General features: G+C 70.5%; 25 protein-coding genes. 5 read left to right on the plus strand and 20 right to left on the minus strand.

Annotated elements, in window-relative coordinates; all coding sequences use genetic code 11:
• Nucleotides 1-36: 36 nt before the first annotated feature.
• Nucleotides 37-1,347, minus strand: a complete 1,311-nt coding sequence (locus tag HUT19_RS17680) for a geranylgeranyl reductase family protein (protein ID WP_254885628.1) — start codon at nt 1,345-1,347, stop codon at nt 37-39.
• Between the two features lie 65 nt (nt 1,348-1,412).
• Here HUT19_RS17680 and HUT19_RS17685 point away from each other — a divergent pair, with 65 nt between their 5' ends.
• The gene (locus HUT19_RS17685) at nt 1,413-2,036 is read left to right on the plus strand and encodes a GNAT family N-acetyltransferase (protein WP_176181414.1); all 624 of its coding nucleotides are present in this window, start codon (nt 1,413-1,415) and stop codon (nt 2,034-2,036) included.
• Here HUT19_RS17685 and HUT19_RS17690 read toward each other — a convergent pair.
• From HUT19_RS17690 to HUT19_RS17710, 5 genes are all read right to left on the minus strand, one after another.
• Complete coding sequence (locus HUT19_RS17690) at nt 1,993-2,685, minus strand: demethylmenaquinone methyltransferase (RefSeq protein WP_176181415.1); 693 nt, start codon at nt 2,683-2,685, stop codon at nt 1,993-1,995. The genes HUT19_RS17685 and HUT19_RS17690 overlap by 44 nt on opposite strands.
• Before the next feature lie 64 nt (nt 2,686-2,749).
• Nucleotides 2,750-3,199, minus strand: coding sequence for a hypothetical protein (locus HUT19_RS17695; RefSeq protein WP_176181416.1), 450 nt, complete (start codon nt 3,197-3,199; stop codon nt 2,750-2,752).
• On the minus strand, nt 3,199-4,398 hold the full coding sequence (mqnC, locus tag HUT19_RS17700) for a cyclic dehypoxanthinyl futalosine synthase (protein ID WP_176181417.1): 1,200 nt from the start codon (nt 4,396-4,398) through the stop codon (nt 3,199-3,201). Before mqnC ends, HUT19_RS17695 begins: the two co-directional genes overlap by 1 nt.
• A gap of 121 nt (nt 4,399-4,519) precedes the next feature.
• Complete coding sequence (locus HUT19_RS17705; protein ID WP_176181418.1) at nt 4,520-6,442, minus strand: serine/threonine-protein kinase; 1,923 nt, start codon at nt 6,440-6,442, stop codon at nt 4,520-4,522.
• 130 nt (nt 6,443-6,572) lie between these two features.
• A complete protein-coding gene (locus HUT19_RS17710) occupies nt 6,573-7,406 on the minus strand; it encodes a menaquinone biosynthetic enzyme MqnA/MqnD family protein (RefSeq protein WP_176181419.1) in 834 nt (277 codons plus the stop codon).
• A 394-nt stretch (nt 7,407-7,800) separates the two neighbouring features.
• Between HUT19_RS17710 and HUT19_RS17715 the strand changes: the two genes are divergently transcribed.
• On the plus strand, nt 7,801-8,004 hold the full coding sequence (locus HUT19_RS17715; RefSeq protein WP_009715975.1) for a cold-shock protein: 204 nt from the start codon (nt 7,801-7,803) through the stop codon (nt 8,002-8,004).
• Nucleotides 8,005-8,125: 121 nt separating this feature from the next.
• Here HUT19_RS17715 and HUT19_RS17720 read toward each other — a convergent pair whose 3' ends face one another.
• Nucleotides 8,126-9,007 carry an NAD(P)H-binding protein gene (locus HUT19_RS17720; protein ID WP_176181420.1) on the minus strand — a complete coding sequence of 294 codons (882 nt, stop codon included), beginning with the start codon at nt 9,005-9,007 and terminating at the stop codon, nt 8,126-8,128.
• 111 nt (nt 9,008-9,118) lie between these two features.
• On the opposite strand from HUT19_RS17720, the gene HUT19_RS17725 reads away from it, so the two are divergent.
• Entirely contained in the window at nt 9,119-9,832 is a 714-nt protein-coding gene (locus tag HUT19_RS17725) for a YafY family protein (RefSeq protein ID WP_254885630.1), read from the plus strand.
• A 62-nt stretch (nt 9,833-9,894) separates the two neighbouring features.
• Here the strand turns inward: HUT19_RS17725 and HUT19_RS17730 are convergent, their stop codons facing one another.
• From HUT19_RS17730 to HUT19_RS17765, 8 genes are all read right to left on the minus strand, one after another.
• Complete coding sequence (locus HUT19_RS17730; protein ID WP_217712267.1) at nt 9,895-10,338, minus strand: cupin domain-containing protein; 444 nt, start codon at nt 10,336-10,338, stop codon at nt 9,895-9,897.
• Nucleotides 10,339-10,490: 152 nt separating this feature from the next.
• Nucleotides 10,491-11,150 carry a TetR/AcrR family transcriptional regulator gene (locus HUT19_RS17735; protein WP_176181423.1) on the minus strand — a complete coding sequence of 220 codons (660 nt, stop codon included), beginning with the start codon at nt 11,148-11,150 and terminating at the stop codon, nt 10,491-10,493.
• Nucleotides 11,151-11,303: 153 nt separating this feature from the next.
• Nucleotides 11,304-12,647 carry a dicarboxylate/amino acid:cation symporter gene (locus HUT19_RS17740; protein WP_176181424.1) on the minus strand — a complete coding sequence of 448 codons (1,344 nt, stop codon included), beginning with the start codon at nt 12,645-12,647 and terminating at the stop codon, nt 11,304-11,306.
• A gap of 374 nt (nt 12,648-13,021) precedes the next feature.
• Nucleotides 13,022-13,309 carry a DUF4229 domain-containing protein gene (locus tag HUT19_RS17745; protein WP_254885631.1) on the minus strand — a complete coding sequence of 96 codons (288 nt, stop codon included), beginning with the start codon at nt 13,307-13,309 and terminating at the stop codon, nt 13,022-13,024.
• A 61-nt stretch (nt 13,310-13,370) separates the two neighbouring features.
• On the minus strand, nt 13,371-13,895 hold the full coding sequence (locus HUT19_RS17750; protein ID WP_176181425.1) for a GNAT family N-acetyltransferase: 525 nt from the start codon (nt 13,893-13,895) through the stop codon (nt 13,371-13,373).
• A gap of 45 nt (nt 13,896-13,940) precedes the next feature.
• On the minus strand, nt 13,941-14,612 hold the full coding sequence (locus HUT19_RS17755; protein WP_176181426.1) for a UdgX family uracil-DNA binding protein: 672 nt from the start codon (nt 14,610-14,612) through the stop codon (nt 13,941-13,943).
• A gap of 42 nt (nt 14,613-14,654) precedes the next feature.
• On the minus strand, nt 14,655-15,833 hold the full coding sequence (gene mqnE, locus HUT19_RS17760) for an aminofutalosine synthase MqnE (protein WP_254885632.1): 1,179 nt from the start codon (nt 15,831-15,833) through the stop codon (nt 14,655-14,657).
• A gap of 97 nt (nt 15,834-15,930) precedes the next feature.
• The gene (locus HUT19_RS17765) at nt 15,931-16,392 is read right to left on the minus strand and encodes an Lrp/AsnC family transcriptional regulator (protein WP_176181428.1); all 462 of its coding nucleotides are present in this window, start codon (nt 16,390-16,392) and stop codon (nt 15,931-15,933) included.
• A gap of 114 nt (nt 16,393-16,506) precedes the next feature.
• Between HUT19_RS17765 and HUT19_RS17770 the strand changes: the two genes are divergently transcribed.
• Nucleotides 16,507-16,674 (plus strand): hypothetical protein, encoded by a 168-nt coding sequence (locus HUT19_RS17770; protein ID WP_176181429.1) that lies wholly within the window; start codon nt 16,507-16,509, stop codon nt 16,672-16,674.
• Here the strand turns inward: HUT19_RS17770 and HUT19_RS17775 are convergent.
• The 3 genes from HUT19_RS17775 to HUT19_RS17785 form a co-directional block, all read right to left on the minus strand.
• Entirely contained in the window at nt 16,671-17,339 is a 669-nt protein-coding gene (locus HUT19_RS17775) for a UbiX family flavin prenyltransferase (RefSeq protein ID WP_176186999.1), read from the minus strand. The two genes, HUT19_RS17770 and HUT19_RS17775, sit on opposite strands and share 4 nt — an antisense overlap.
• Before the next feature lie 73 nt (nt 17,340-17,412).
• Nucleotides 17,413-18,315, minus strand: coding sequence for a menaquinone biosynthesis prenyltransferase MqnP (gene mqnP / locus HUT19_RS17780; RefSeq protein WP_176181430.1), 903 nt, complete (start codon nt 18,313-18,315; stop codon nt 17,413-17,415).
• Nucleotides 18,312-19,763, minus strand: a complete 1,452-nt coding sequence (locus HUT19_RS17785) for a menaquinone biosynthesis decarboxylase (RefSeq protein WP_176181431.1) — start codon at nt 19,761-19,763, stop codon at nt 18,312-18,314. The genes mqnP and HUT19_RS17785 overlap by 4 nt, the downstream gene beginning before the upstream one ends.
• 89 nt (nt 19,764-19,852) lie before the next feature.
• On the opposite strand from HUT19_RS17785, the gene HUT19_RS17790 reads away from it, so the two are divergent.
• Nucleotides 19,853-20,341, plus strand: a complete 489-nt coding sequence (locus HUT19_RS17790) for a PLD nuclease N-terminal domain-containing protein (protein ID WP_176181432.1) — start codon at nt 19,853-19,855, stop codon at nt 20,339-20,341.
• 98 nt (nt 20,342-20,439) lie between these two features.
• Here HUT19_RS17790 and ccsB read toward each other — a convergent pair whose 3' ends face one another.
• Both ccsB and HUT19_RS17800 read right to left on the minus strand, forming a co-directional pair.
• Complete coding sequence (gene ccsB, locus HUT19_RS17795; RefSeq protein ID WP_176181433.1) at nt 20,440-21,543, minus strand: c-type cytochrome biogenesis protein CcsB; 1,104 nt, start codon at nt 21,541-21,543, stop codon at nt 20,440-20,442.
• Entirely contained in the window at nt 21,540-23,375 is a 1,836-nt protein-coding gene (locus HUT19_RS17800; RefSeq protein ID WP_176181434.1) for a cytochrome c biogenesis protein ResB, read from the minus strand. The genes ccsB and HUT19_RS17800 overlap by 4 nt, the downstream gene beginning before the upstream one ends.
• Between the last annotated feature and the right edge of the window lie 3 nt (nt 23,376-23,378).

The raw sequence follows: 23,378 nt of genomic DNA on the forward strand, positions 1-23,378 counted from the left end.
CGCACGCCCGCTCAGGCCCGCTCAGGCCACGCCCGCTCAGGCCCGCGGCGTCACCTTCGTCAGACCGTTGATGATGCGGTCCATCGCGTCCCCGCCCGTCGGATCGGTCAGGTTCGCCAGCAGCTTCAGAGTGAAGCGCATCAGCATCGGATGGGTCAGCCCACGCTCGGTCGCCAGCCTCATCACCTTCGGATTGCCGATCAGCTTCACAAAGGCCCGGCCCAGCGTGTAGTAGCCGCCGTAGGTGTCCTTGAGGACCTTCGGATAGCGCTGGAGCGCCATCTCGCGCTGCGCGGCGGTGGCCCGGGCGTGCGCCTGCACGGTCACCTCCGCGGCCAGCTGCCCGGATTCCATCGCATAGGCGATGCCCTCGCCGTTGAACGGGTTGACCATGCCGCCCGCGTCGCCCACCAGCAGCAGCCCGCGGGTGTAGTGCGGCTGACGGTTGAACGCCATCGGCAGGGCGGCACCGCGGATCGGGCAGGTCATGTTCTCCGGGGTGTAGCCCCAGTCCTCCGGCATCGAGGCACACCACGCCTTGAGGACCTCCCGCCAGTCCAACTCCTTGAAGGAGGACGAGGTGTTGAGCACCCCCAGACCGACGTTGCTCGTACCGTCGCCCATGCCGAAGATCCAGCCGTAGCCGGGCAGCAGCCGGTCCTGCGGACCGCGCCGGTCCCACAACTCCAGCCAGGACTCCAGGTAGTCGTCGTCATGCCGGGGCGAGGTGAAGTACGTGCGCACCGCCACGCCCATCGGACGGTCCTCGCGCCGGTGCAGCCCCATCCCCAGCGACAGCCGGGTGGAGTTGCCGTCGGCGGCGACGACCAGCGGCGCGTGGAAGGTGACCGGGGTCTTCTCCTCGCCCAGCTTGGCCTCGACACCGGTGATCCGGCCGGTGCGCGGATCGGTGATCGGCGCGCCCACGTTGCAGCGCTCGTACAGCCGCGCCCCGGCCTTCTGCGCCTGGCGCGCCAGCTGCTCGTCGAAGTCGTCGCGCTTGCGGACCAGTCCGTAGTTCGGATACGCGGCCAGATCGGGCCAGTCCAGCTCCAGTCGCACCCCGCCGCCCAGGATCCGCAGGCCCCGGTTGCGCAGCCAGCCCGCCTCCTCGGAGACGTCGATGCCCATGGCGACCAGCTGCTTGGTGGCGCGCGGGGTCAGTCCGTCACCGCACACCTTCTCGCGCGGAAAGGCCGTCTTCTCCAGCAGCAGAACGTCCAGGCCCGCCTTGGCCAGGTAGTACGCGGTGGTGGAACCGGCCGGTCCGGCGCCGACGACGATCACGTCGGCGCTGCGCTCCGAGCTCACGGAGGACGCGCTCTGGGTGGGTGCGGTCTCGCTCACGCGGGGTCTCCCGAAGCCTCGGTAACGGCATGCCGGTCGCGCCGGTCACTGGACACCAGCAGTCTATGGGGGCGCGCTCCACCACTTGCGAAGGGCCGTACTCCACGACCGTGACCCAGCCTGCCGTACGTCTGCGTGTGCCCACCCCCGGCGACGCCGCGGCCTGGCACCGGGTCTTCGACGATCCGGAGGTGATGGAGTTCCACGGCGACGCCTCCCACGACCTCGCCCACTACGAGGAGTTCACCGCCCGCCGGCGCGATCACGCCGAGCGGTACGGCTTCTGCCTCTACACCCTGCTGGACGCCTCGGACGAGGTGATCGGCTTCACCGGCGCCCAGCCGTGGCCCCAGGACTGGGGACCGGTGGGCGAGATCGAGACCGGCTGGCGGCTCGGCCGCGCGTACTGGGGCCAGGGGTACGCCACGGTGGCCGCGGAGGCGGCCGCCCTGGAGCGGGTGCGCGCCCCCGGGGTCGGCCATGTGGTCGCGACGGTGCACGCCCGCAACGAACGCTCCATAGCGGTGACCCGGCGGCTGGGCATGCGGTCCGCGGAGAACCTGGTGAGCCCGGACTCCCGGTCCCCGGCCATCTGCCACCGGCTGGATCTGCAAACCTCCGGAGCAGACAAGCCTCGGCAGCCGGTTACGGCCGGTACGCGCGGTGCAGGGCCACCACACCGCCGGTGAGGTTGCGCCAGGCGGGCCGGGACCAGCCCGCCCGGCTCAGCCGTGCGGCCAGCCCCGGCTGAGCGGGCCAGGCGCGGATGGACTCGGCGAGGTAGACGTACGCGTCCGGGCTGCTGCTGACCGCGGTGGCGATCGGCGGCAGCGCGCGCATCAGGTATTCGGTGTAGACCGTGCGGAACGGCTCCCAAGTGGGGTGGCTGAACTCGCAGATGACGATCCGGCCGCCGGGCCGGGTCACCCGCAGCATCTCGCGCAGCGCGCCCTGGGTGTCCTGGACGTTGCGCAGCCCGAAGGAGATCGTGACGGCGTCGAAGACCCCGTCAGCGAAGGGCAGCCGGGTCGCGTCGCCCGCGGTCAGCGGCAGCCTCGGGTGGCGCTTCTTGCCCTCCCGGAGCATGCCGAGCGAGAAGTCGCAGGGGACCACGTAGGCGCCCGCGGCGCGGAACGGCAGCGAGGACGTGCCGGTACCGGCGGCGAGGTCGAGCACCCGCTCACCGGGGGACGCGTCGACCGCCCGGGCGACCGCCTTGCGCCACAGCCGGGCCTGCCCGAGGGACAGCACGTCGTTGGTGAGGTCGTAGTTGGCCGCCACGTCATCGAACATGGCGGCGACTTCATGCGGCTGCTTGTCCAGGGATGCTCGGGTCACAGCCCTATTGTTCACCTCGCGCGGCGGCGGTCCGCCGCAGGGGTCGGCACCGCCGCGGCGGCGATCACCGGCGACGGTGCATTAGCCGCCCGGCGACCACGGTGGCCAGGCACTCCCCGTCCGGGCCGAAGACGGCGAGGTCGGCACGGCCGCCGGGGACCAGGGCGACCGCCCGTGGCCGGTCCAGGACGGCGAGGCCGTTGCGATGGGCGGCCGCGCGCAGCTCGGGGTCGGTGAGCCGGTCCGCGAGGACGCCCGTCGCCCCCTGCCGCAGCAGGGCGTGGATCCGCTCGCGCGGACTGGGCGCCTCCGGCACCGGCCCCTCGTGGACGAGGGCGGGGCCCAGTGCGCCGGGCCACTCCCGCACCCGGGCCCGCGGATGGGTCCGGCGCAGCTCCTCCAGCGGGCCGATGGCCGCGATGCGGTCGCCGTCGACCGCGACGGCGGCGTCGTGCAGCGGTGCCGCGTCGTCCGGGGTGTGCCGGACGAGGGGCGCGGCGTGGAGCGTCAGCATCAGGAGGCTTCGATGACCGTCAGCTCGGGGTGGGCGGTGCCGCCCGCGATGGCCGTGGACGACAGGTGGGAGACGACGTGGTCGTCGACCGGGTCGTTCGCCGGGTCGTCGTGCACCACCAGGTGCTCGTAGGTGGTGGCGCGCTGTGCGGGGACGCGGCCCGCGGCGCGGATGAGATGGAGCAGTTCCATCCGGTTGGAGCGGTGCTTGGCGCCCGCGGAGGAGACCACGTTCTCCTCCAGCATGACCGAGCCGAGGTCGTCCGCGCCGTAGTGCAGGGACAGCTGTCCGGCTTCCTTGCCGACGGTCAGCCAGGAGCCCTGGATGTGGGCGACGTTGTCGAGGAAGAGCCGGGCGATCGCGATCATCCGCAGGTACTCGAAGACGGTCGCCTGTGTGCGGCCCTTGAGGTGGTTGTTCTCGGGCTGGTAGGTGTACGGGATGAAGGCGCGGAAGCCGCCCGTACGGTCCTGCACGTCACGGATCATGCTGATGTGCTCGATCCGCTCGGCGTTGGTCTCGCCGGTGCCCATCAGCATCGTGGAGGTGGACTCCACCCCGAGGTTGTGGGCGATCTCCATGATCTCCAGCCACCGCTCACCGGACTCCTTCAGCGGGGCGATGGCCTTGCGCGGCCGCTCGGGCAGCAGCTCGGCGCCCGCGCCCGCGAAGGAGTCCAGCCCCGCCGCGTGGATCCGGCGGATCGCCTCCTGCGCCGGGACACCCGAGATCCGTGCCATGTGCTCGACCTCGGAGGCCCCCAGCGAGTGGATCACCAGCTGCGGGAATTCCTTCTTGATGGCCGCGAAGTGCCGCTCGTAGTACTCGACGCCGTAGTCCGGGTGGTGGCCGCCCTGGAACATGATCTGGGTGCCGCCGAGTTCGACGGTCTCGGCACAGCGGCGCAGGATGTCGTCGAGATCGCGGGTCCAGCCTTTGGCGGTGTCCTTGGGCGGGGCGTAGAAGGCGCAGAACTTGCACGCCGTCACACAGACGTTGGTGTAGTTGATGTTCCGCTCGATGATGTACGTCGCGATGTGCTCGGTACCCGCGTAACGCCTGCGGCGGGCGGCGTCGGCGGCGGCTCCCAGCGCGTGCAGCGGAGCGGACCGGTAGAGGTCGAGCGCCTCTTCCGGGGAGATACGCCCCCCGCCGGCGGCGCGGTCGAGGACTGCCTGCAACTCTGCGTTCGCGGTCACCGGGGCGTACCTTTCGGAGGATTTACGGGCGGACCGACTCAGCCTACGCCAGCGGTTGCAGGCCGCTGCGGGTGCGTGTCCGGTACCCCGAGGGCCCTTGGGACGTGGCCTCGGCCGCGCCCTAACGGAGCTTGCGCAGGGTGCCGCTGGGGTCGCCCGCCTGCTTGTCCTTCGCGCGGTACCTCAGGGTGTTGCCGTTGACGAGGACGAACCGCTCGTCCGTGGAGCCGTCGCTGCATCCCTCCCGGGGCCCGTCCCGCTTCAGAGCGGCGTCGAGACGGAGTTCGCCGGAGGTGGCGGAGAGCAGCTTCCAGGTGCTGTCGCAGCGCAGCACCGACAGCGTCACCCGGCCGCTGGCGACCTGCGCGCCGACGCGGCCCTGCCGGAAGGTGATGGTCATGGTGCCCACGGGGATGCCGGAGTCGGAGGTGAGATCGCCCCGCCAGGTGCCGAGGAACTTCTTCGGCACCGCGCCCGGGCCCGCGCCGTCGCCGGGCGGCGTCCTGGACGGGCTGTCGGGCCGGGTGTCGCCGCGGTCGGAACCGGCGCCGGCGTCCTTGTCACTGCCGGGCAGGACGTGGAAGACCACCGCGGCGGTCGTCGCGGCGGCCAGGGCGCCCGCGACGGACAGCACGAGGGTGCAGCTGACCGCCTTGGGCCGCTTCCGGCCGCCGAGGGACGCGCTGAGCGCGACGCTGCGGGCTTGTTCCGGGACCGGGGACGGGGACGGCGGTGCCGGGGCCGACGGCCCCGGGTGCGGTGGTGCCGGGGCGGGGTGGGACGGCGGCGGGGTGGGGCCGTCGGCGGGCTCGTGGCGGGGGAGCCCGTTCGGGTAGGAGGTCCCGCCCGCGTACGAGGGGTCAGGGGGGCCGAAGGCGCCCAGGGCGGGCGCTCCGGCGGTGGAGGTCTTGGGAGGCGGGGAAGGGGCCGGGGGCGGCGCCGGCCGGTCCGGGCCGGTGGCGGACGTCTCCTCGGCCGCCGGGTTCCGCGTGGCGGCCGGTTCGGGTGCGGCAGCCGCCTCCGATGCGGCGGCCGGTTCGCGCGTAGCCGCCGGTTCGCGCGTAGCCGCCGGTTCGCGCGTAGCCGCCGGTTCGCGCGTAGCCGCCGGTTCGGCTGCCGTGACCGGCTCCGGATCCTCCGTTTCCGCCTCCAGATCGAGCAGCTCCACCGCCCGTCGGCTCACCCGCTCGACCAGCGCCCCCGGCAGCCAGCCGGACCGTACGAGCTCCGAGGCACCGGCCGCGGGCGCCAGCCGCCGGACGATCTGCTCCGGGGTGGGGCGGTCGGCGGGGTTCTTGGCGAGGCACGCGGTCACCAGAGCGCGCAGTTCGCCGGTGAGCCCTTCGCTGAGCCGGGGCTCGGTGTGGACCACCTTGTACAGCAGCGCCGCCGAGCTGTCGCCGGGGAAGGGGCCCCCACCGGTCGCCGCGTACGCCAGCACCGAGCCCAGCGAGAAGACGTCGGTCGGGCCGCCGACGTTCTCGCCGAGGATCTGCTCGGGCGACATATAGCCGGGCGAGCCGATGGATGCGCCGGTGGAGGTGAGCGACGCGGTGCCGTCGGTGGCCCGGGCGATCCCGAAGTCGATCAGCCGCGGCCCGTCGAGGGCCAGCAGCACGTTGGACGGCTTGACGTCACGGTGGACCAGACCCAGGGCGTGCACGGCGCCCAGCGCCTCCGCGAGCCCCGCCCCCAGTGCCCGTACCGACGCCTCGGGCAGCGGTCCCTCGTCGGATACGGCCCGGCTGAGCGAGGGGCCCGCCACATAGCCCGTGGCCACCCACGGAACGGGTGCCTCCGGGTCCGCGTCCAGCACCGGTGCGGTCCAGGAGCCACCGACCCGGCGGGCGGCCTCGACCTCACGCCGGAAGCGGGCGCGGAACTCCTCGTCCAGCGCGAAGTGCGCGTGCACCACCTTGACCGCGACCGTGCGCCCTCCGGCGCTGCGCGCCAGATAGACCCGGCCCATACCGCCCGATCCGAGCCGCCCGAGCAGCCGGTACGCGCCGATGACCCGCGGGTCGTCCGCTCCCAGCGGATCCATGGCGCCCCTCCCCCCTCGACGGCGCGGTCCAGCTTAGGCGGGAGCCGGGACGGCGGCCCAGCCCAGCCCCGGCCCCCGACCTCCGCGAACCTTCCGGATCCGCTTCGCCCGCTCAGACGCCTCCGTCCGCTCAGGCGCCGGAGGACAGATCCAGCAGCTCCACCCGCACGTCCGCCGGGTAGCCCCCCTCGTGTCCGGTCCGGCGGGCGAACTCGGCGATGCCCTTCAACTGCGCCTCGCCGAGGCTGAAGTCGAGGGTGGTGAAGTAACGCTCCAGCACCGACTCCTCCAGGGCCTCCCAGCGCGCCGCCTGCTCGGCGACCTTGCCGACCTCCTCCAGCGAGAGGTTCCGGGACGCGAGGAACGCCTCGTGCACCTTGCGCACGATCACCGGTTCCCGCTCCAGGTAGTCGCGGCGGGCGGCCCAGACCGCGAAGACGAACGGCAGCCCGGTCCACTCCTTCCACATCTGGCCGAGGTCATGGACCTGGAGACCCAGCCGGGGCGCGTCGTGGAGGTTGGCGCGCAGCGCGGCATCACCGATGAGCACCGCCGCCTCGGCCTCCTGCATCATCAGGCTGAGGTCCGGCGGGCAGGTGTAGTACTCGGGCGTGATCTGGTACCGCTCGGCCAGCAGCAGCTGGGCCAGGCGCACCGAGGTGCGGGAGGCCGAGCCGAGCGCCACCCGGGCCCGGTCCAACTGCTCCAGCGGCAACTGCGAGACGATCACGCAGGACATCACGGGCCCGTCGCAGCCCACCGCGATATCGGGGAGCGCCACCAGGTCGTCGGCGTTGCGCAGGTACTCGACCAGGCTGATCGGACCGATGTCGAGGTCGCCGCTGACGAGCAGGTCGTTCAGCGCGTCGGGCGACCCCTTGGTGAGCTCGAAGTCGAGGAGCGAGCCGGTCCGGGCGAGCCCCCAGTACAGCGGCATGCAGTTCAGGTACTGGATGTGGCCCACTCTCGGGCGGCTGCGCCGGTGGTCGCCGGCGGCCGTGACGCCTTCGGCGGCACCCTGTGTACTCCGCGTGGGGGAACTCGGTGAATTGTCCACATCCGGAGGCTAGCCCCGTGCGGCATCCGCGACGGCGGCGGGGGCGCGCGATCACCCGCGATTCCCCGGGCGCAGCCGCGCGACCTGCGTTCTTATCCATCTCCAGGCGCCCGGAAACCCCACGTATTCGTGATCTTCGGCTCTTTCGCCTCGCACACGCAGCGTGCTAAGCTCGCCGCAAGTTGCAGTTTGGTTTCCCTTGCAGTACAGAGCCTGCGGAGCATGTAACCGCAGGCTTTTGTAGTTTTCAGACTTCTTGCAGGTTCTGGAGCAGGGCAACCCTTTGGCCCAAGGAGGGCTTATGGCTACCGGAACCGTCAAGTGGTTCAACGCCGAGAAGGGCTTCGGCTTCATCGCCCAGGACGGCGGCGGCCCCGATGTCTTCGTTCACTACTCCGCGATCAACGCGTCTGGCTTCCGCTCCCTCGAGGAGAACCAGGCCGTGACCTTCGACGTCACCCAGGGTCCGAAGGGCCCGCAGGCCGAGAACGTCAGCGCGGTCTGATCTAGCAGTACCCAAGGAGCCCTGCTCCTCCGCAACCGCGGAGGAAGCGGGGCTCCTGCCTTTCCGGGCCCGTGTTCCGGCCCCCCGGATGACTCACGACGGATGACTCACGACGGATGACTCACGACGCGCCGACGATCCGGTGCCGGAGATGGTCGTAGGCCCAGGCGGCGAGGGTGGTCGGGGTGGTGGTCCGGACGGTGCGGCGCTGTTCGGGCACGAAGTTCTCGCGCAGGCCGGTCGACATTCCGAGCACGGCCTCGACCAATCCGTCGGTCATCCCGGCCTGATGGAGCCGGGCGCGCATGGCGTCGTCGGTGATCCGTTCGACGCTGATCCGCCGACCGGTGGCAGCGGTGAGGATGTCGCCGACCTGCCGCCAGGTGAGGTCGGCGGGCCCGTGAACCGCCTGTACGCAACGTCCGGACCAGGCAGGAGACAGCAGACGAGTGGCGGCCACCTCGGCGATGTCGCGAGGCGCCACCCAGGCCATGGGTTGGTCGAGCGGAAGGATCACCTGGAGCGCGCCGCCGCGCAGGGCGTCGAGTTGAAGCTCGAGATTGGTGAAGAAGTAGCCGCAGCGGAGGTGGGTGACGTCGACGCCGATGTCATCCAAGGCGGTTTCGGTGTGTGCCAGGCCGTCGATCTCGCCGGCCCCGTGACGTTTCTCGGCGCCGACGCTGCTGAGGAAGACGACACGGCCGATCCGGTTCTCGGCGACGGCGCGGACCACACTGCCGGTGGCGCGGGCGTAGTCGGCGAGGGGATCCGCACCACCGGTGGTCGGGTCCACCCAGAACAGTGCGTCGACGCCCTCGGTGGCGGCCACCACCGCGTCGGCGTCGTACTGGTCGACCGATACGGCATCCACCTCGTCATGGACATCGGGAGCCAGCCGGCCGGGCTCACGCAGCAGGACGCGCGGCCGGACCCCGGCGCGCACCAGCGTGGCGACGACGTGGCGGCCGACGTTGCCCGTCGGAGTGGTGACAGCGATCTGCATGGCTTCCTCTCATTCGGTGGTTCGACTTCAGGCTAGGAACAGAGGCGGCCCGAACCCGTCCTCCTCTCCTGGAAGGCTGAAGGCATGGAACCGGATCCGACGATCAGGACCTTGACCTTGCTGACCCTGCTGCAGTCGGGGGGCGAGTGGACGGCCGCCGACCTGGCCGAACGGCTCGGCACGAGCGTCCGCACCGTACGGCGCGACGCCCAGCGGCTACGCCGGCTCGGATACACCGTCGAGGCCCGCCCGGGACCTGGCAGCGCCTATCGGCTGAGGCCCGGAGTCAAGGTCCCGCCGTTGCTGTTCACCGCCGACGAGGTCACCGCACTGGTGGCCGGGCTGCATCTGATCCGTGCCTGGCTCCCCGAAGAGGCGGTCGCATCGAGCGCCTTGCTCAAGCTCGACCAAGTCCTGCCCCGCCCCCTGCGCCGCCGCGCGGCCGCGACCGACCTCGCAACCGAGGTGCTTCAGCAGCCCGGCGCCGTGGTCGCGGCAGCGACCGTCGGCGTGATCGCCGACGCGGTGGCCGAGGAGAGCAGGCTCCGGTTCCGCTACATCGACCAGCACGACCGGCCGTCGATCCGCCTGGTCGAGCCGTACCGCCACTTCCTACGCGGCGGCCACTGGTACCTGGTGGCCTTCGATGTCGACCGGGACGACTGGCGCACCTTCCGTCTCGACCGGATCACCGACATCTCCCCGGTGGCGGGCGCCTACCAGCCCCACGCATTCCCTGATGTGTCCATCGAATGCTGGTTGACCACCGACTTCGGCCGCGCCGCTGCACGGTCACCCCGCTCCGCCGCCGAGCCGGATCGGTGACGTCGGCATGTGCATCCGTGCGCCGTGGCTCCACGAAAACAGGACGGCCGCGCCGCCTGACGTCAGTCTTCCAGCATGCGGAAGTCGGCGAATTCAAAACCCGGCGAGACCACACAGCTCACCAGAACCTCCTCGTCCGTCGCCGGACGCGCCGACTGCCACACCCCCGGAGGGACAACGGCCTGCGGCCGCTGCCCGGCCGCGATATCCGGCCCCACCATCACCTCGGCGGGGCGGCCGGTCTCCGGCCGCTCACCCGCCCCGCCCAGGAGCAGCCGCAGCGGACCGCCACGGTGCCACATCCACAACTCGGCCGAGAGCACCACGTGCCAGCGGGACTCCTCACCCGGAGTCAGCAGGAAGTAGATCGCCGTGGCCGTCGCCCGCTCACCGGTGTAACCCGGCGGCTGGGCCGAGACCTCGCTGCGCCAGGTCTCCCGGTACCAGCCGCCCTCGGGATGCGGCCGGAGGCCGAGCCATTCGGCCGTGGCGGGCCGACGGTTCATGGCCATGCTCCCTCACCGCTCTCACACGTCCGACCGGAACCGAGCCCATCGAGACTAGCCAGCGCACGGAGGCCGACGGCGGCGCACCGCGGACGCGCGCGCCCGATCGGGTGACCGTCCGCCCCCCCCGGGGAACCGCGGCTGACAACGCGTCATCCATCGTAGGCCGCCTCGCGGGACACGGCCTTGCGCGACCATCCCTCTCCACGGAGCACATTGCCCAGCCCCGCCCAGGCGAAGTCCATCAGGGTCGTTGCCGCCTCCTGGGCCGAAGGACCGCCCCGGACACCCGCCCAGTCGGCCAGCGACTCGGCCGCGCCCACCAGGGCGTACGCGATCGCGGTCACATCCGTACGGTCCAGCCGCTCCCGCACCGCGTTGTCCCGCGCCGCGACGGCCAGCAGCTGGGTCACGAAATCCACCAACTCCTTCCGCATCTCGCCCACTTCCCGCGCGAACGGCCGCCCGTGCGTACGGGCCTGGACGTGCAGCAGCGTCCAGCCCTCCTGATGGGCGGCGGTGTGGGCGAAGAACCCGCTCAGCCCGCTCCACAACTGCCGGTCGGCGGGCGCTCCCTGCTCCACGGCGGCCCGCACCGCCGCCACCAGCGCCGCGGCCTCACGCCGTATGCACGCGGCGAACAGCTCTTCCTTGGAGTGCAGATAGAGATAGACCAGCGGCTTGGAGACCCCCGCCAGCTCCGCTATGTCGTCCATCGAGGCGTGCTGATAGCCACTGCGCGCGAACGCCCGCACCCCCGCGTCCAGCATCTGCTGCTCCCGCACCGCCCGCGGTACGCGCTTGCTCCTCATCGCCCCGCCCACGCAGGCAGCCCCCTCTTCGATCGTGCCCCCGCACACATATCGCCGACGAGCCTATCCAGCCGCGCGCAGCACGGTGCCCCCGGACCTCGGTGAGGTCCGGGGGCACCGGGACGCCGTCGCGGTGGCGCGCCGGCCGCGGTGTTACGCGGCGGCCAGCTGGGGTTCGGCCGGGTCCGTCTGACCGGTGCCGTCCGGATCGTCCAGCGGGGACGACGAGGCGTGGGCGTAGGCGTCGCGGTCGAGGATCTTCTCCCGTGCCGAGACCAGGACCGGAATCAGCGCTTGGCCCGCCACATTGGTCGCTGTCCGCATCATGTCCAGGACCGGGTCGATGGCCATCAGCAGGCCGACGCCCTCCAGGGGCAGGCCCAGGGTGGAGAGGGTCAGGGTCAGCATGACCGTGGCGCCGGTGAGGCCGGCGGTGGCGGCGGAGCCGATGACCGAGACGAAGGCGATGAGCAGGTAGTCACCGATGCCCAGGTGGACGTCGAAGATCTGGGCGATGAAGATCGCGGCGATGGCCGGGTAGATCGAGGCGCAGCCGTCCATCTTCGTCGTGGAGCCGAACGGCACCGCGAAGGAGGCGTACTCCTTGGGGACGCCCAGGCGCTCGGTGACCTTCTGGGTCAGCGGCATGGTGCCGACCGAGGAACGGGAGACGAAGGCGAGCTGGATGGCGGGCCAGGCGCCCTTGAAGAAGTTCAGCGGGTTGACCTTGGCGACCGTGGAGAGCAGCAGCGGGTAGACGCCGAACATCACCAGTGCGCAGCCGATGTAGATGTCGGCGGTGAAGGTCGCGTACTTGGCCGTAAGGTCCCAGCCGTACTCGGCGATGGCGAAGCCGATGAGGCCGAGGGTGCCCAGCGGGGCGAGGCGGATGACCCACCACAGCGCCTTCTGGAGCAGTTCCAGCACCGACTGGCTCAGGGTCAGGATCGGCTGGGCCCTCTCGCCGAGCTGGAGGGCGGCGACGCCCGCCACGGCGGCGAGGAAGACGATCTGGAGGACGTTGAGCTGGGTGAACGGCGTGACGATGTCGGTGGGCACGATGCCGGTCAGGAAGTCCAGCCAGGAGCCCGCCTCTTCGGGCTCGGCGCCGTCCTTGGGGGTCAGGCCGGTGCCGGAGCCGGGGTTGGTGAGGAGACCGATGGTCAGGCCGATGGCGACCGCGATCAGCGAGGTGGCCATGAACCACAGCAGGGTGCGGGTCGCCAGCCGGGCGGCGTTGTTGACGTTCCGCAGGTTGGTGATCGATATCAGGATCGCGAAGAAGACCAGCGGGGCCACGGCCAGCTTGAGCAGCTGGACGAAGATCGTGCCGATCTTGTCGAGAGTGGTGACCAGCCAGCCGACGTCGCCGCTCCGGGCGACCCAGCCGAGCAGGACGCCCAGCACCAGGCCGAGCAGGATCTGGGCCCAGAAGGGGACCTTGGGCAGGCGGAAGGACGACGACGTCTTCGACGACGTCTCGGGGACGGACGACAACGGACACACTCCGGGGGAGGTCAAGAAAAGGGTGAAGAGGAGCCAGGAGTCCGTACGGGATCTCCGGCCGCTGTACGCGAGAGGGGTCAGCGGCGGCGACAGGCCGCGGACAGGCAGCGGCAAAGATCGATGTGCAGGCGCGCCACGAGCGGAACGCTCGCTGCGATACGGGGCGCGGCTGCTGTCTTCATGACAAGTACGTTAACACCGCCGCTTTGAGGAACCCAAAGAATATCTTTGACCCCCGCTCGGCCCGGAACGCGTCAACGCCCCCTGGGGCGGCGGATGCCGGCCCAAGGGGCGCGTCAAGGCGTGTGTCGGCGGTGTGAGGAGGGTTACAGGAGGGGGTTACAGCGCGGCCGGTGCGGTGCCGGTCAGACGCCGTCCTCCTGGCTCTGGTTCGCCGCCAGCCGCTCCTTGGCCCGGTCCACCTTCCCGGCGACCTGGACCGCCATGGCCTCCCGCTGCTTGCGCAGCAGGATCCAGCTGAGCGGGGCGGAGACGATCAGCGCGAGCAGGGCCACCCAGAACAGGTTCGACCGGCCGAGGCCGGACGGGACGATGCGGAACCAGACCAGCCCCCAGATGACCAGGAAGGAACCGGCGAAGATCCCCAGGCGCATCAGGGTGTAGCGGAACGTGGCGCTCGGCTGGAGTGACACGGCTGGACTTCTTTCTGCTGGGGGGATCCTGCCCTCCCAGTGAAGCACGTCCGCCTTTCGATCAATTCAGCGGCAGCCACATCGTGATGTCGTCGCGGAACTCGCCTTCCGCGACGCGGATCGCGTCCGGTACCCGGCCGACCTCCTTGTAGCCGCAGGTGCCGTAGAACCGCTCCAGACCGCGGCCGCCGCGGCAGGTCAGCCGTATCCCGGTGATCCCGGCCAGCCCGCGGGCCGCTTCCTCGGCCGCCGTCATCAGCGCGCGGCCGTACCCCTTGCCCTGGTGGGAGGGGTGGACCAGCACGGTGTAGAGCCAGCACCAGTGGCGCATCAGCCGGTGGGTGTTGAGGCCGATGAGGGCGGTGGCGGCGACCGCGCCGCCCTCGTCACGGCCGACCAGCAGCCGGGCGCGGTCCTCGGCCATCGCCACCAGGTGTTTGACGAGAGCGGCACGGACGTCGTCGACCGTGACGGGCGGGACGAAGCCGACGGCTCCGTCCGCGTTCGAGGTGTCGGCCCACAGGGCGCAGATCCCGTCGCGCAGCGCGGGGGTGACGGCCGGGTCGAGTTCGAACGTCAGTGGCATGCCGCCGACGATACCGAGCCGGATATCGCCGCGGTCCCGGGTGCCTCACCCGTTGAGCACGTCCGCCGCCACCCCGAGGTCGGCCACCAGCCCCTGGTAGACCGCCTCCCGGTCGTCGGCCCGCAGTACGGCGGAGGGGTGGATGGTGGCGACGACCAGCCCGCCGGGGGCCGGGCCCGAGCCGTCCGCCTCCAGCCGCGTCCCGCGCTCCTTGGTCACCCGGAACCCCGGGCCGAGCAGCGCCTTTCCGGCCGTCGCGCCGAGCGCGACGATCACCTCGGGCTCGATCAGTTCCAGCTCCGCCGCCAGCCACGGCCCGCACGCGGAGATCTCGCGCAGGCTCGGCGCCTTGTGGATACGGCGCTTGCCGCGCTCGGGGACCTGGGTGAACTTGAAGTGCTTGACGGCGTTGGTGATGTATGTCTCGTCCGGGTCGATACCGACCTCGTCCAGGGCCCGGTCGAGCACCTTGCCCGCGGGGCCGACGAAGGGCTTGCCCCGCCGGTCCTCCTGGTCGCCGGGCTGCTCACCGACGAGCACGACCCGGGCGTCCGCGTCACCGGCCCCGAAGACCGTCCGCGACGCCTCGCGGTGCAGCGGACAGCCGCGGCATCCGGACGCCGCTTCCCGGAGCGCGCCGAGGTCGGCGCCCTCCGGAACGAAGGGGGCGGCGGTGTAGGCGTCCTCCGGGCTCGTCCGGCCTCTGCCGCGGGTCATACGCCCCGGGTGCCCCGCTCAGCAGCGCTCAGACAGCCGTCGTCACACCCGCATCGGCTGCGGCGACTCCCGCCGCTCCGCGTCGGGGCCCTCGTACTCGCGGATGACCTCGTACCGGGTGTTCCGCTCGACCGGGCGGAAGCCCGCGTCCCGGATCAGCTCCAGCAGGTCGTCGCGGGTCAGTTTGTTCGGCGTGCCGTAGTTGTCCGCGTCGTGCGTGATCTTGTACTCGACGACCGACCCGTCCATGTCGTCCGCGCCGTGGTTGAGCGCGAGCTGTGCGGTCTGCACCCCGTGCATGACCCAGAAGACCTTCACATGCGGCACGTTGTCGAAGAGCAGCCGGGAGACCGCGAAGGTCTTCAGCGCCTCGGCCCCGGTCGCCATGGTGGTCCGCGCCTGGAGCCGGTTGCGGACCTTGCCGTCCCGCATGTCCACGAAGTCGTGCTGGTAGCGCAGCGGGATGAAGACCTGGAAGCCGCCGGTCTCGTCCTGGAGCTCCCGCAGCCGCAGCACGTGGTCCACGCGGTGCCGGGGCTCCTCGATGTGGCCGTACAGCATGGTGCAGGGGGTCTTCAGCCCCTTCTGGTGGGCCAGCCGGTGGATGCGCGACCAGTCCTTCCAGTGGGTCTCGTGGTCGACGATGTGGCGGCGGATCTCCCAGTCGAAGATCTCGGCGCCGCCGCCGGTCAGCGACTCCAGACCGGCGTCGATCAGCTCGTCGAGGATCTCGGAGGCGCTGAGTCCGGAGATCTTCTCGAAGTGGTGGATCTCGGTGGCGGTGAACGCCTTCAGCGACACCTCCGGCAGCGCCTCCTTGAGCGCCCGCAGTGACCGCGGGTAGTAGCGCCAGGGAAGGGTGGGATGCAGACCGTTGACGATGTGCAGCTCTGTGAGGTTCTCGTGCTCCATCGCCTTGGCGAGCCGCACCGCTTCCTCGATGCGCATCGTGTACGCGTCCTTCTCGCCCGGCTTGCGCTGGAAGGAGCAGTACGCGCAGGACGCGGTGCACACGTTCGTCATGTTGAGGTGACGGTTGACGTTGAAGTGGACGACGTCGCCGTTCTTGCGGGTGCGCACCTCGTGGGCGAGACCGCCGAGCCAGGCCAGGTCGTCGGACTCGTACAGGGCGATGCCGTCCTCACGGGAGAGCCGCTCCCCCGCACGAACCTTCTGTTCCAACTCCCGCTTGAAACCCACGTCGTGTGTGGTCGCCGTCACGCGGTCGCCTCCCATGCCTTCGCCCTGCGTCGGCCGTGTGTGTCCGGCCCTTTCTCCGCCGATGCCGGCTTCTCTGCCGATGTCGGCTTCGCCGAGACTACGCCTCGGTGTCCGCCGGAAGTTCCCCGACCCGGTTCTCCCACTTGGTGGACAGCACGATCGTGGTGCGGGTCCGGGAGACCCCCTTGGTGCCGGAGAGCCTGCGGATGGTCCGCTCCAGGCCGTCCACGTCCGAGGCGCGCACCTTGAGCATGTAGGAGTCGTCGCCCGCGATGAACCAGCAGTCCTCGATCTCGGCCAGTTCGCGCAGCCGCTGCGCCACGTCCTCGTGGTCGGTGGCGTCGGAGAGCTGAATGCCGATCAGCGCGGTGACCCCGAGCCCGAGGGAAGCGGCGTCGACGGTCGCGCGATAGCCGGTGATGACCCCGGCCGCCTCCAGGCGGTTGATGCGGTCCGTGACGCTGGGTCCGGACAGGCCGACAAGCCTGCCCAACTCCGCGTACGAGGCCCTGCCGTTCTCCCGCAGCGCCTGGATGAGCTGCCTGTCCACCGCGTCCATATGCCGTGCGCCTTCCATTATTCAGAGTTCGAGCGACATTACATGTAGAATCTAAGGCATCAGGACCACAAGTCCTGTAAATCTTTTAGGCGATCGACCTGTTTTCCTCAGGAGATGAGACTCACCGTGTACACGATCGAGGGTCTTGAAGCCCGCATGCACGAGCTGCGGGACCTGGCCAACCGCTCGCGTGCGAACCACCGGCCCACCACCCGTGCGGGGCGCCGCGCTGTTGTCGTCGCGGCCCGCGCCGCGCTGGCCCGGAAGCGCTGGACCCGCTAACCCCTCCCTCGGTCCCCACCGAGTTCCCCCTCCCACCGGCGGTACAGCTTGTGCGGCACCCCGGCCGCGTCCAGCACCCGCCCCGCGACGAAGTCCACCAGGTCCTGGATATGCGTCGCCCCCGCGTAGAACGCCGGAGAGGCGGGCAGCACCACCGCGCCCGCCTCGTCCAGCGACACCAGATGCCGGAGCGTCTGCCCGTTCAGCGGCGTCTCCCGCACGGCGACCACGAGCCGGCGCCGCTCCTTGAGCGTCACACTCGCGGCCCGCTGGAGCAGGTCCTTCGACAGCCCCAGCGCCACCCCGGCCACACACGCGGTGCTCGCCGGGACGATCAGCATCCCCTTGACCTCGTACGAACCGGAGGACGGCCCGGCGGCCAGGTCCCCGGCCGCCCAGTGGCGCACGTCCGCCACCGCGGCCGGTACCTCGAAGGCGTCGGGAGTGCCGTTCGCGCCGCGCGCCAGCCAGCGGCGCAGATCGTCGCGCCAGTGGGCGTCCCGGAACGCGATGCCGGTCTCGTCCAGCAGCGTCAGCCGTGATGCCCGGCTGATCACCAGATCGACGGCCTCGCCCGCCGCCAGCAGCGCGCGCAGCACCGAGGCGGCGTACGGCGTCCCGGACGCGCCGGAGACACCGACCACCCAGGGACGGCGGCGGCTCACCTGTTCGTACGGCCTGGACGGCTCCTGCGGCGGCTCCACACGACCGAGCCTATCCGCCGCCGTCCGGGCGCTCTCACAGGCTCAGCCCCCGCACCACCAGGTCGAGCAGCGCACAGCAGAACAGCGCGATCCCGATGAACCCGTTGACGGTGAAGAAGGCGCGGTTCAGCCGCGACAGATCGCCCGGGCGCACGATGCTGTGCTCGTACCCGAAGGCCGCGGCGACGATCACCAGTCCCGCCCAGAAGAACGCTCCGGCGTCCGTGGCCAGCGCGTACCAGACCAGCAGGGCCGTGGTGAGCACATGGCAGACCCGCGCCCCGTACAGCGCCCCGGCGATCCCGAAGCGGGCCGGGACCGACCGCACCCCGTGCGCCCGGTCGGCGGCCACGTCCTGGCAGGCGAAGATCAGGTCGAAGCCGCCGATCCAGATGCCGGTCGCGAGCCCCAGGATCACCGCGTCCCAGGACCACTCGCCGGTGACCGCGATCCAGGCGCCGACCGGCCCCATCGCCTGGGCGAGGCCCAGGATCGCGTGCGGAAAGTCGGTGAACCGCTTGCCGTACGGATAGACCACCATCGGCACCACGGCGACCGGCGCCAGCACCAGGCACAGCGGGTTCAGCAGCGCCGCGGCGCCCAGGAAGATCGCGAGCGCGATGAACGCCCCGGTCCACGCGGTGCGCACGGACACGGCGCCGGTGACCAGTTCACGGCCCGCGGTACGCGGATTGCGGGCGTCGATCTCGCGGTCGATGATCCGGTTCGCCGCCATCGCGAAGGTGCGCAGCCCCACCATCGCCACCGTGATCAGCAGCAGCCGGGTCCAGTGGACGCTCTCGTCCCACTGGAACATCGCGGTGAACGCGGCGATGTAGGCGAAGGGCAGCGCGAAGACGGAGTGCTCGATCAGTACCAGCCGCAGGAACGACTTGGTGGTGCCGGGGCGCGGCGCGGCAGCGGCGGCGGACGTCACAGCCCGTACTCCTTCCAACGACGCGTCACCCGGTCGGATGTCGCGGGATCGGACTCGACCATCCGGGGCCAGCCGCCGTCGCGCGTATAGCCCTCCTCGGGCCATTTCGCGGTGGCGTCGATCCCCGCCTTGCCGCCCCAGAACTGCTGGTACGAGGAGTGGTCGAGATGGTCGACCGGGCCCTCGACGACGGTGAGGTCGCGCGCGTAGTCCGTGTTCCCCAGCGCGCGCCAGGACACCTCGTGGAGGTTGTGCACATCACAGTCGGCGTCGACCACCACGATCAGCTTGGTGAGCGACATCATGTGGGCGCCCCAGATGGCGTGCATCACCTTCTGGGCGTGCTTGGGGTACTTCTTGTCGATCGAGACGATCGCGCAGTTGTGGAAGCCGCCGGACTCGGGGAGGTGGTAGTCCACGATGTCCGGGACGACGATCTTGAGCAGCGGGAGGAAGAACCGCTCGGTGGCCCGGCCCAGCGGGCCGTCCTCGGTCGGCGGCCGACCCACCACGATCGACTGCAACAGCGGCCGCCTGCGCATCGTCACACAGTCGATGGTCAGCGCCGGGAACGGCTCCTGCGGGGTGTAGAAGCCGGTGTGGTCGCCGAACGGGCCCTCCGGCAGCGTCTTCCCCGGCTCCAGCCATCCTTCGATGACCACCTCGGCGTTGGCCGGGACCTGGAGCGGCACCGTCTTGCAGTCGACCATCTCGATCCGCCTGCCCTGGACGAATCCGGCGAAGAGGTACTCGTCGATGTCGCCGGGGAGCGGGGCGGTGGAGGCGTACGTCACCGCGGGCGGTGCGCCGAAGGCGATGGCGACGGGCAGCTTCTCGCCCCGCCTGGCGGCCACTTGGTAGTGGTTGCGGCTGTCCTTGTGGATCTGCCAGTGCATGCCGATCGTGCGGCGGTCATGGCGCTGGAGGCGGTAGAGGCCGAGGTTGCGTACCCCGGTCTCCGGGTGCTTGGTGTGCGTCAGGCCCAGGTTGAAGAACGAACCGCCGTCCTCGGGCCAGGTGAACAGCGCCGGAAGCGCCTCCAGATCGACGTCGTCACCGGTGAGGACGACCTCCTGGACGGGCGCCTCCTTGACCTTCCTCGGCGGTACGTGCGCCATGGCGCCCAGCTTCCCGAACGCCTCGCGCAGCCCGCCGAAGCCCTGTGGCAGCTCGGGTTTGACCAGCCCGCCGATCTTCTCGCTGATCTCGTCGTAGGAGCGCAGCCCGAGGGCTTTCAGCAACCGGCGGTCGGTGCCGTAGACGTTCATCGCCAGCGGCATCGACGAGCCCTTGACGTTCTCGAACAGCAGGGCGGGGCCGCCCGCCTTGTTGACCCTGTCGACGATCTCGCCGATCTCCAGGTACGGGTCGACTTCGGCCTTGACCCGCGTGAGGTCGCCTTCTCTGTCCAGCGCCCGCAGAAAGGAACGAAGATCGTCATAAGCCATGCGTTCCAGTATCCGGTACGCACTACCCTGGTCCCGTACCTGGGGCCCGTGCCATCGGCCCCGAACACCACACGCAGGGGGATCGCCTCATGCTCCGGGTGCTGATGATCCTGGTGCCGCTGGCACTCAGCATCTATGCGTTCATCGACTGCATCACCACCGACGAGCAGGACATCCGCTACATCCCCAAGCCGATCTGGGCCATTCTGGTGCTGCTGTTCCCGGTCGTCGGTTCGGTCTCCTGGCTGATCGCGGGCCGCAAGCGCGCGGTGGGCGGCGGGCGCCGGGACGGTGTCCGGAGCGGCTCGCGCGGCGGTGGCGACGGCTGGGTCGCGCCGGACGACAATCCCGAGTTCCTGAAGTCCCTGGGGGAGAACAAGGGGCAGGGCGGGCTGGACGGGCTGGAGGAGGCCGCTCAGGACGGCCGGGACGGCGGCGGCGGTGGCGACGACGGCCGCGACGGTCCGAAGGACGAGGAAGTGCTGCGGAGCTGGGAGGCGGATCTGCGCCGCCGCGAGGAGGAGCTGCGCCGCCGGGGCGATGGCCCCGAGGACACCCCGCCGGCCGCCGGGTCCTGACGGCCTCTCCCCGGACATGGAGGGTCCCCGGTCACGGGACATGGAGGGTCCCCGGTCACGGCCGGTGTGGGCCATGACCGGGGACACGGTCGGACCGGTCAGACTCCGGCGTAGGAGTGCTTGCCGGTGACGAAGATGTTCACCCCGTAGTAGTTGAACAGGTAGCAGCCGAAGGCGATCAGCGCGAGGTACGCGGCCTTGCGGCCCTTCCAGCCCGCGGTGGCCCGGGCGTGCAGATAACAGGCGTAGGCGACCCAGGTGATGAAGGACCAGACCTCCTTGGGGTCCCAGCCCCAGTAACGGCCCCAGGCGGCCTCGGCCCAGATCGCGCCCGCGATGATCGTGAAGGTCCACAGCGGGAAGATCGTGGCGTTGATCCGGTACGCGAACTTGTCCAGGGACGCCGCCGAGGGCACCCGCTCCAGGACGGAGGAGGCGAACCGGCCGAACTGCTTCCCCTTGGGGTCCTCGAGCCGCGCTTCGTACCGGTCGCGGAAGAGGTAGAGCAGCGTGGAGACGGCGCCGATGTACAGCGAGGCGCCGGAGACGATGGCGCAGCTGACGTGGATCCACAGCCAGTAGGAGTGCAGGGCGGGAACCAACTGGTCGCTGTCGGTGTAAAGGACAGAGACGGCGAGACCGAGGTCGAGGAGGACCGTGGTGACCAGAGGCAGTCCGATCCAGCGCACGTTCTTCTTCAGCGCCAGCAGCGTGAGGTACGTGGCGACCGCGACCATGGCGAAGGTCGTGGAGAACTCGTACATGTTGCCCCAGGGGGCACGCTGCACCGACAGGGCGCGGGCGAGGACACCGGCGGCGTGAAAGAGGAGGGCCAGCACGGTCAGACCCACCGCGATCCGCCCGTACACATCGCCCTGTTCGGTGCCTCCGGCGGCGCCCGGCCCGTCCGGGACGTCACGGCTGCCCGCGGCGGAGCGGGTGACCACCTTGGGCCGCTCCAGTACGGCGGTGCCGCCCTTCTCGGCGGTGTTCCCGCCGAGCTGGACGGTGACCTGGGCACGGGAGGAGGCGTCCGCTTCGGTGGTGATCGCGGCGGCGGTGCGGCCGACGGCGCTGCGGCTGCCGAACACCCACTCGGCGATATGGGCGAGGAAGGCGAGGGTGTAGACCGCCATCGCCGAATAGATCAGCACATTGCTGTAGTGCGCCAGTGTCTCGTTGACTTCGGCGGCGAGGTTCACGCGTGCGCTCCTTCGGATGGATCTGCGGGATCCGTGCCGTCGGCCTCGGGTCCCGGATCAGATTCCGGTTCACCTTCCGACTCGGGTTCGGACTCGGGTTCCGACGTCGATTCCGGTGCGGGTTCCGGTTGGTGTTCCGGCTCCGTTCCGGACGCGGGGGGTGCGTCGGCTTCGGACGCGGGGGGTGCGTCGGTCTGGAGGCGGACGGCCAGATCGGCGAGTTCCTCCGGCAGTTTTGCGGACTCGCTGCGGCCGAGCCCGGCCATCTCGACCACGGTGGTGCCGTCCTCGCCGGTCACCGCCCGCACCCACACCCGGCGGCGCTGGATGAACAGGGAGGCGGCCAGGCCCACCAGGGCGGCGACGGCGCCGATGAGGGCGCCCTCGTTACCGGGCTTGTGCGAAACCTGGAAGCTGGCCCACTCCCTGATCCCCTCGAACTTCAGCGAGCCTTGGCCGTTCGGCAGCTTCATGGTGTCGCCGACCGCGAGCGCGCGGGCGTACTTGGTCTTGCCGTCGGACTCCATGAACTGCTTCATCCGCGACTTGTCCAGCTGGTACACGCTCTGCGGAGTGCCCCCGTTGATGCCGAGGCTGCCGTGGTAGGCGGTGAGCACCAGCGTCGGGTTGTCCAGCGCCGGGAAGACGGAGAACATCCCCTGGCTGCGTACCCAGGTGGGCAGGAACTGCCCCTGGAAGGCGATTTGATCCTTTTTGCCTGCCTTGTTGCGGTAGTCGGGGACCTTGATCACCATGCTTTCGGTGAGGTTGGCCCCGTCGATCGGCAGACCGGGCACCGGCCCCTTGTAGGCGACCTCGCCCTCCCCGTCCCTGACGCTGACCACCGGTGCGTAGCCGTGGTTCAGCAGATAGACCTTGTAACCGGAGATCTCGAGCGGCTCATTGACCTTGATCCGGGTCTTGCGCTCGGGGCCGTCCGCGCCCTCCCAGTACGTCACGTCCGCGTTGAAGGTGCGCGGGGTGCGCATCTGCGGACCGCTGCGCTCGTAGGTCGCGGTGAAGCGGTCCAGCTGGAAACGGAAGGGGGCCAGATCGTCGCTGTTGAACAGCTGGCCCGACTTGATGTCGTCGTAGCTCGTCAAGCTGTTGCTGAAGCCGTCGCCCTCCACGACCAGCTTGCTGCCCTCGACCTTCCACAGCTGGCCCGCGGCGAAGGACACCAGCAGCACGATCAGCGCGATGTGGAAGAGGAGGTTGCCCACCTCGCGCAGATAGCCCTTCTCCGCGGCGACCGCGTCATCCGAGCTCTCGGTGCGGAAGCGGCGCCCTTTCATGATCCGCCGGGCGGCCCGGAGCACCTGCTCCGGCTCGGCGTCGGTACGCCAGGTGGTGTACGCCGGAAGCCGGGTGAGGCGGCGCGGGGCACCCGGTGGACGGCCGCGCAGCTGGCCGATGAACTGCCAGGTGCGCGGCACGATGCAGCCGATGAGCGAGATGAACAGCAGGAGGTAGATCGCCGAGAACCACACCGAGCTGTAGACGTGGAACAGCTGGAGCTTCTCGTAGATCGGCGTCAGCGTCGGGTGCTTGTCCTTGAAGGCCTGGACCTTGAGCACATCGATGCTGGTCTGCGGGATCAGCGAACCGGGGATCGCGCCGAGCGAGAGCAGGAAGAGCAGCAGCAGGGCGACCCGCATCGAGGTCAGCTGGCGCCAGAACCACCGCGCCCAGCCCAGCAGCCCCAGCGAGGGGAGGGCGATCTCCTCGGAGGGCGCCGTGGACAGCTGCGAGCCCGCCGCGCCGAGTTCACTCTCCTCGGCGCCGGCGCCGGCCGCCTTGTCGGCCGCCGTGTCGGTATCGGTGGTGGACATCGA

Source organism: Streptomyces sp. NA02950 (genome assembly GCF_013364155.1).
GTDB lineage: Bacteria > Actinomycetota > Actinomycetes > Streptomycetales > Streptomycetaceae > Streptomyces.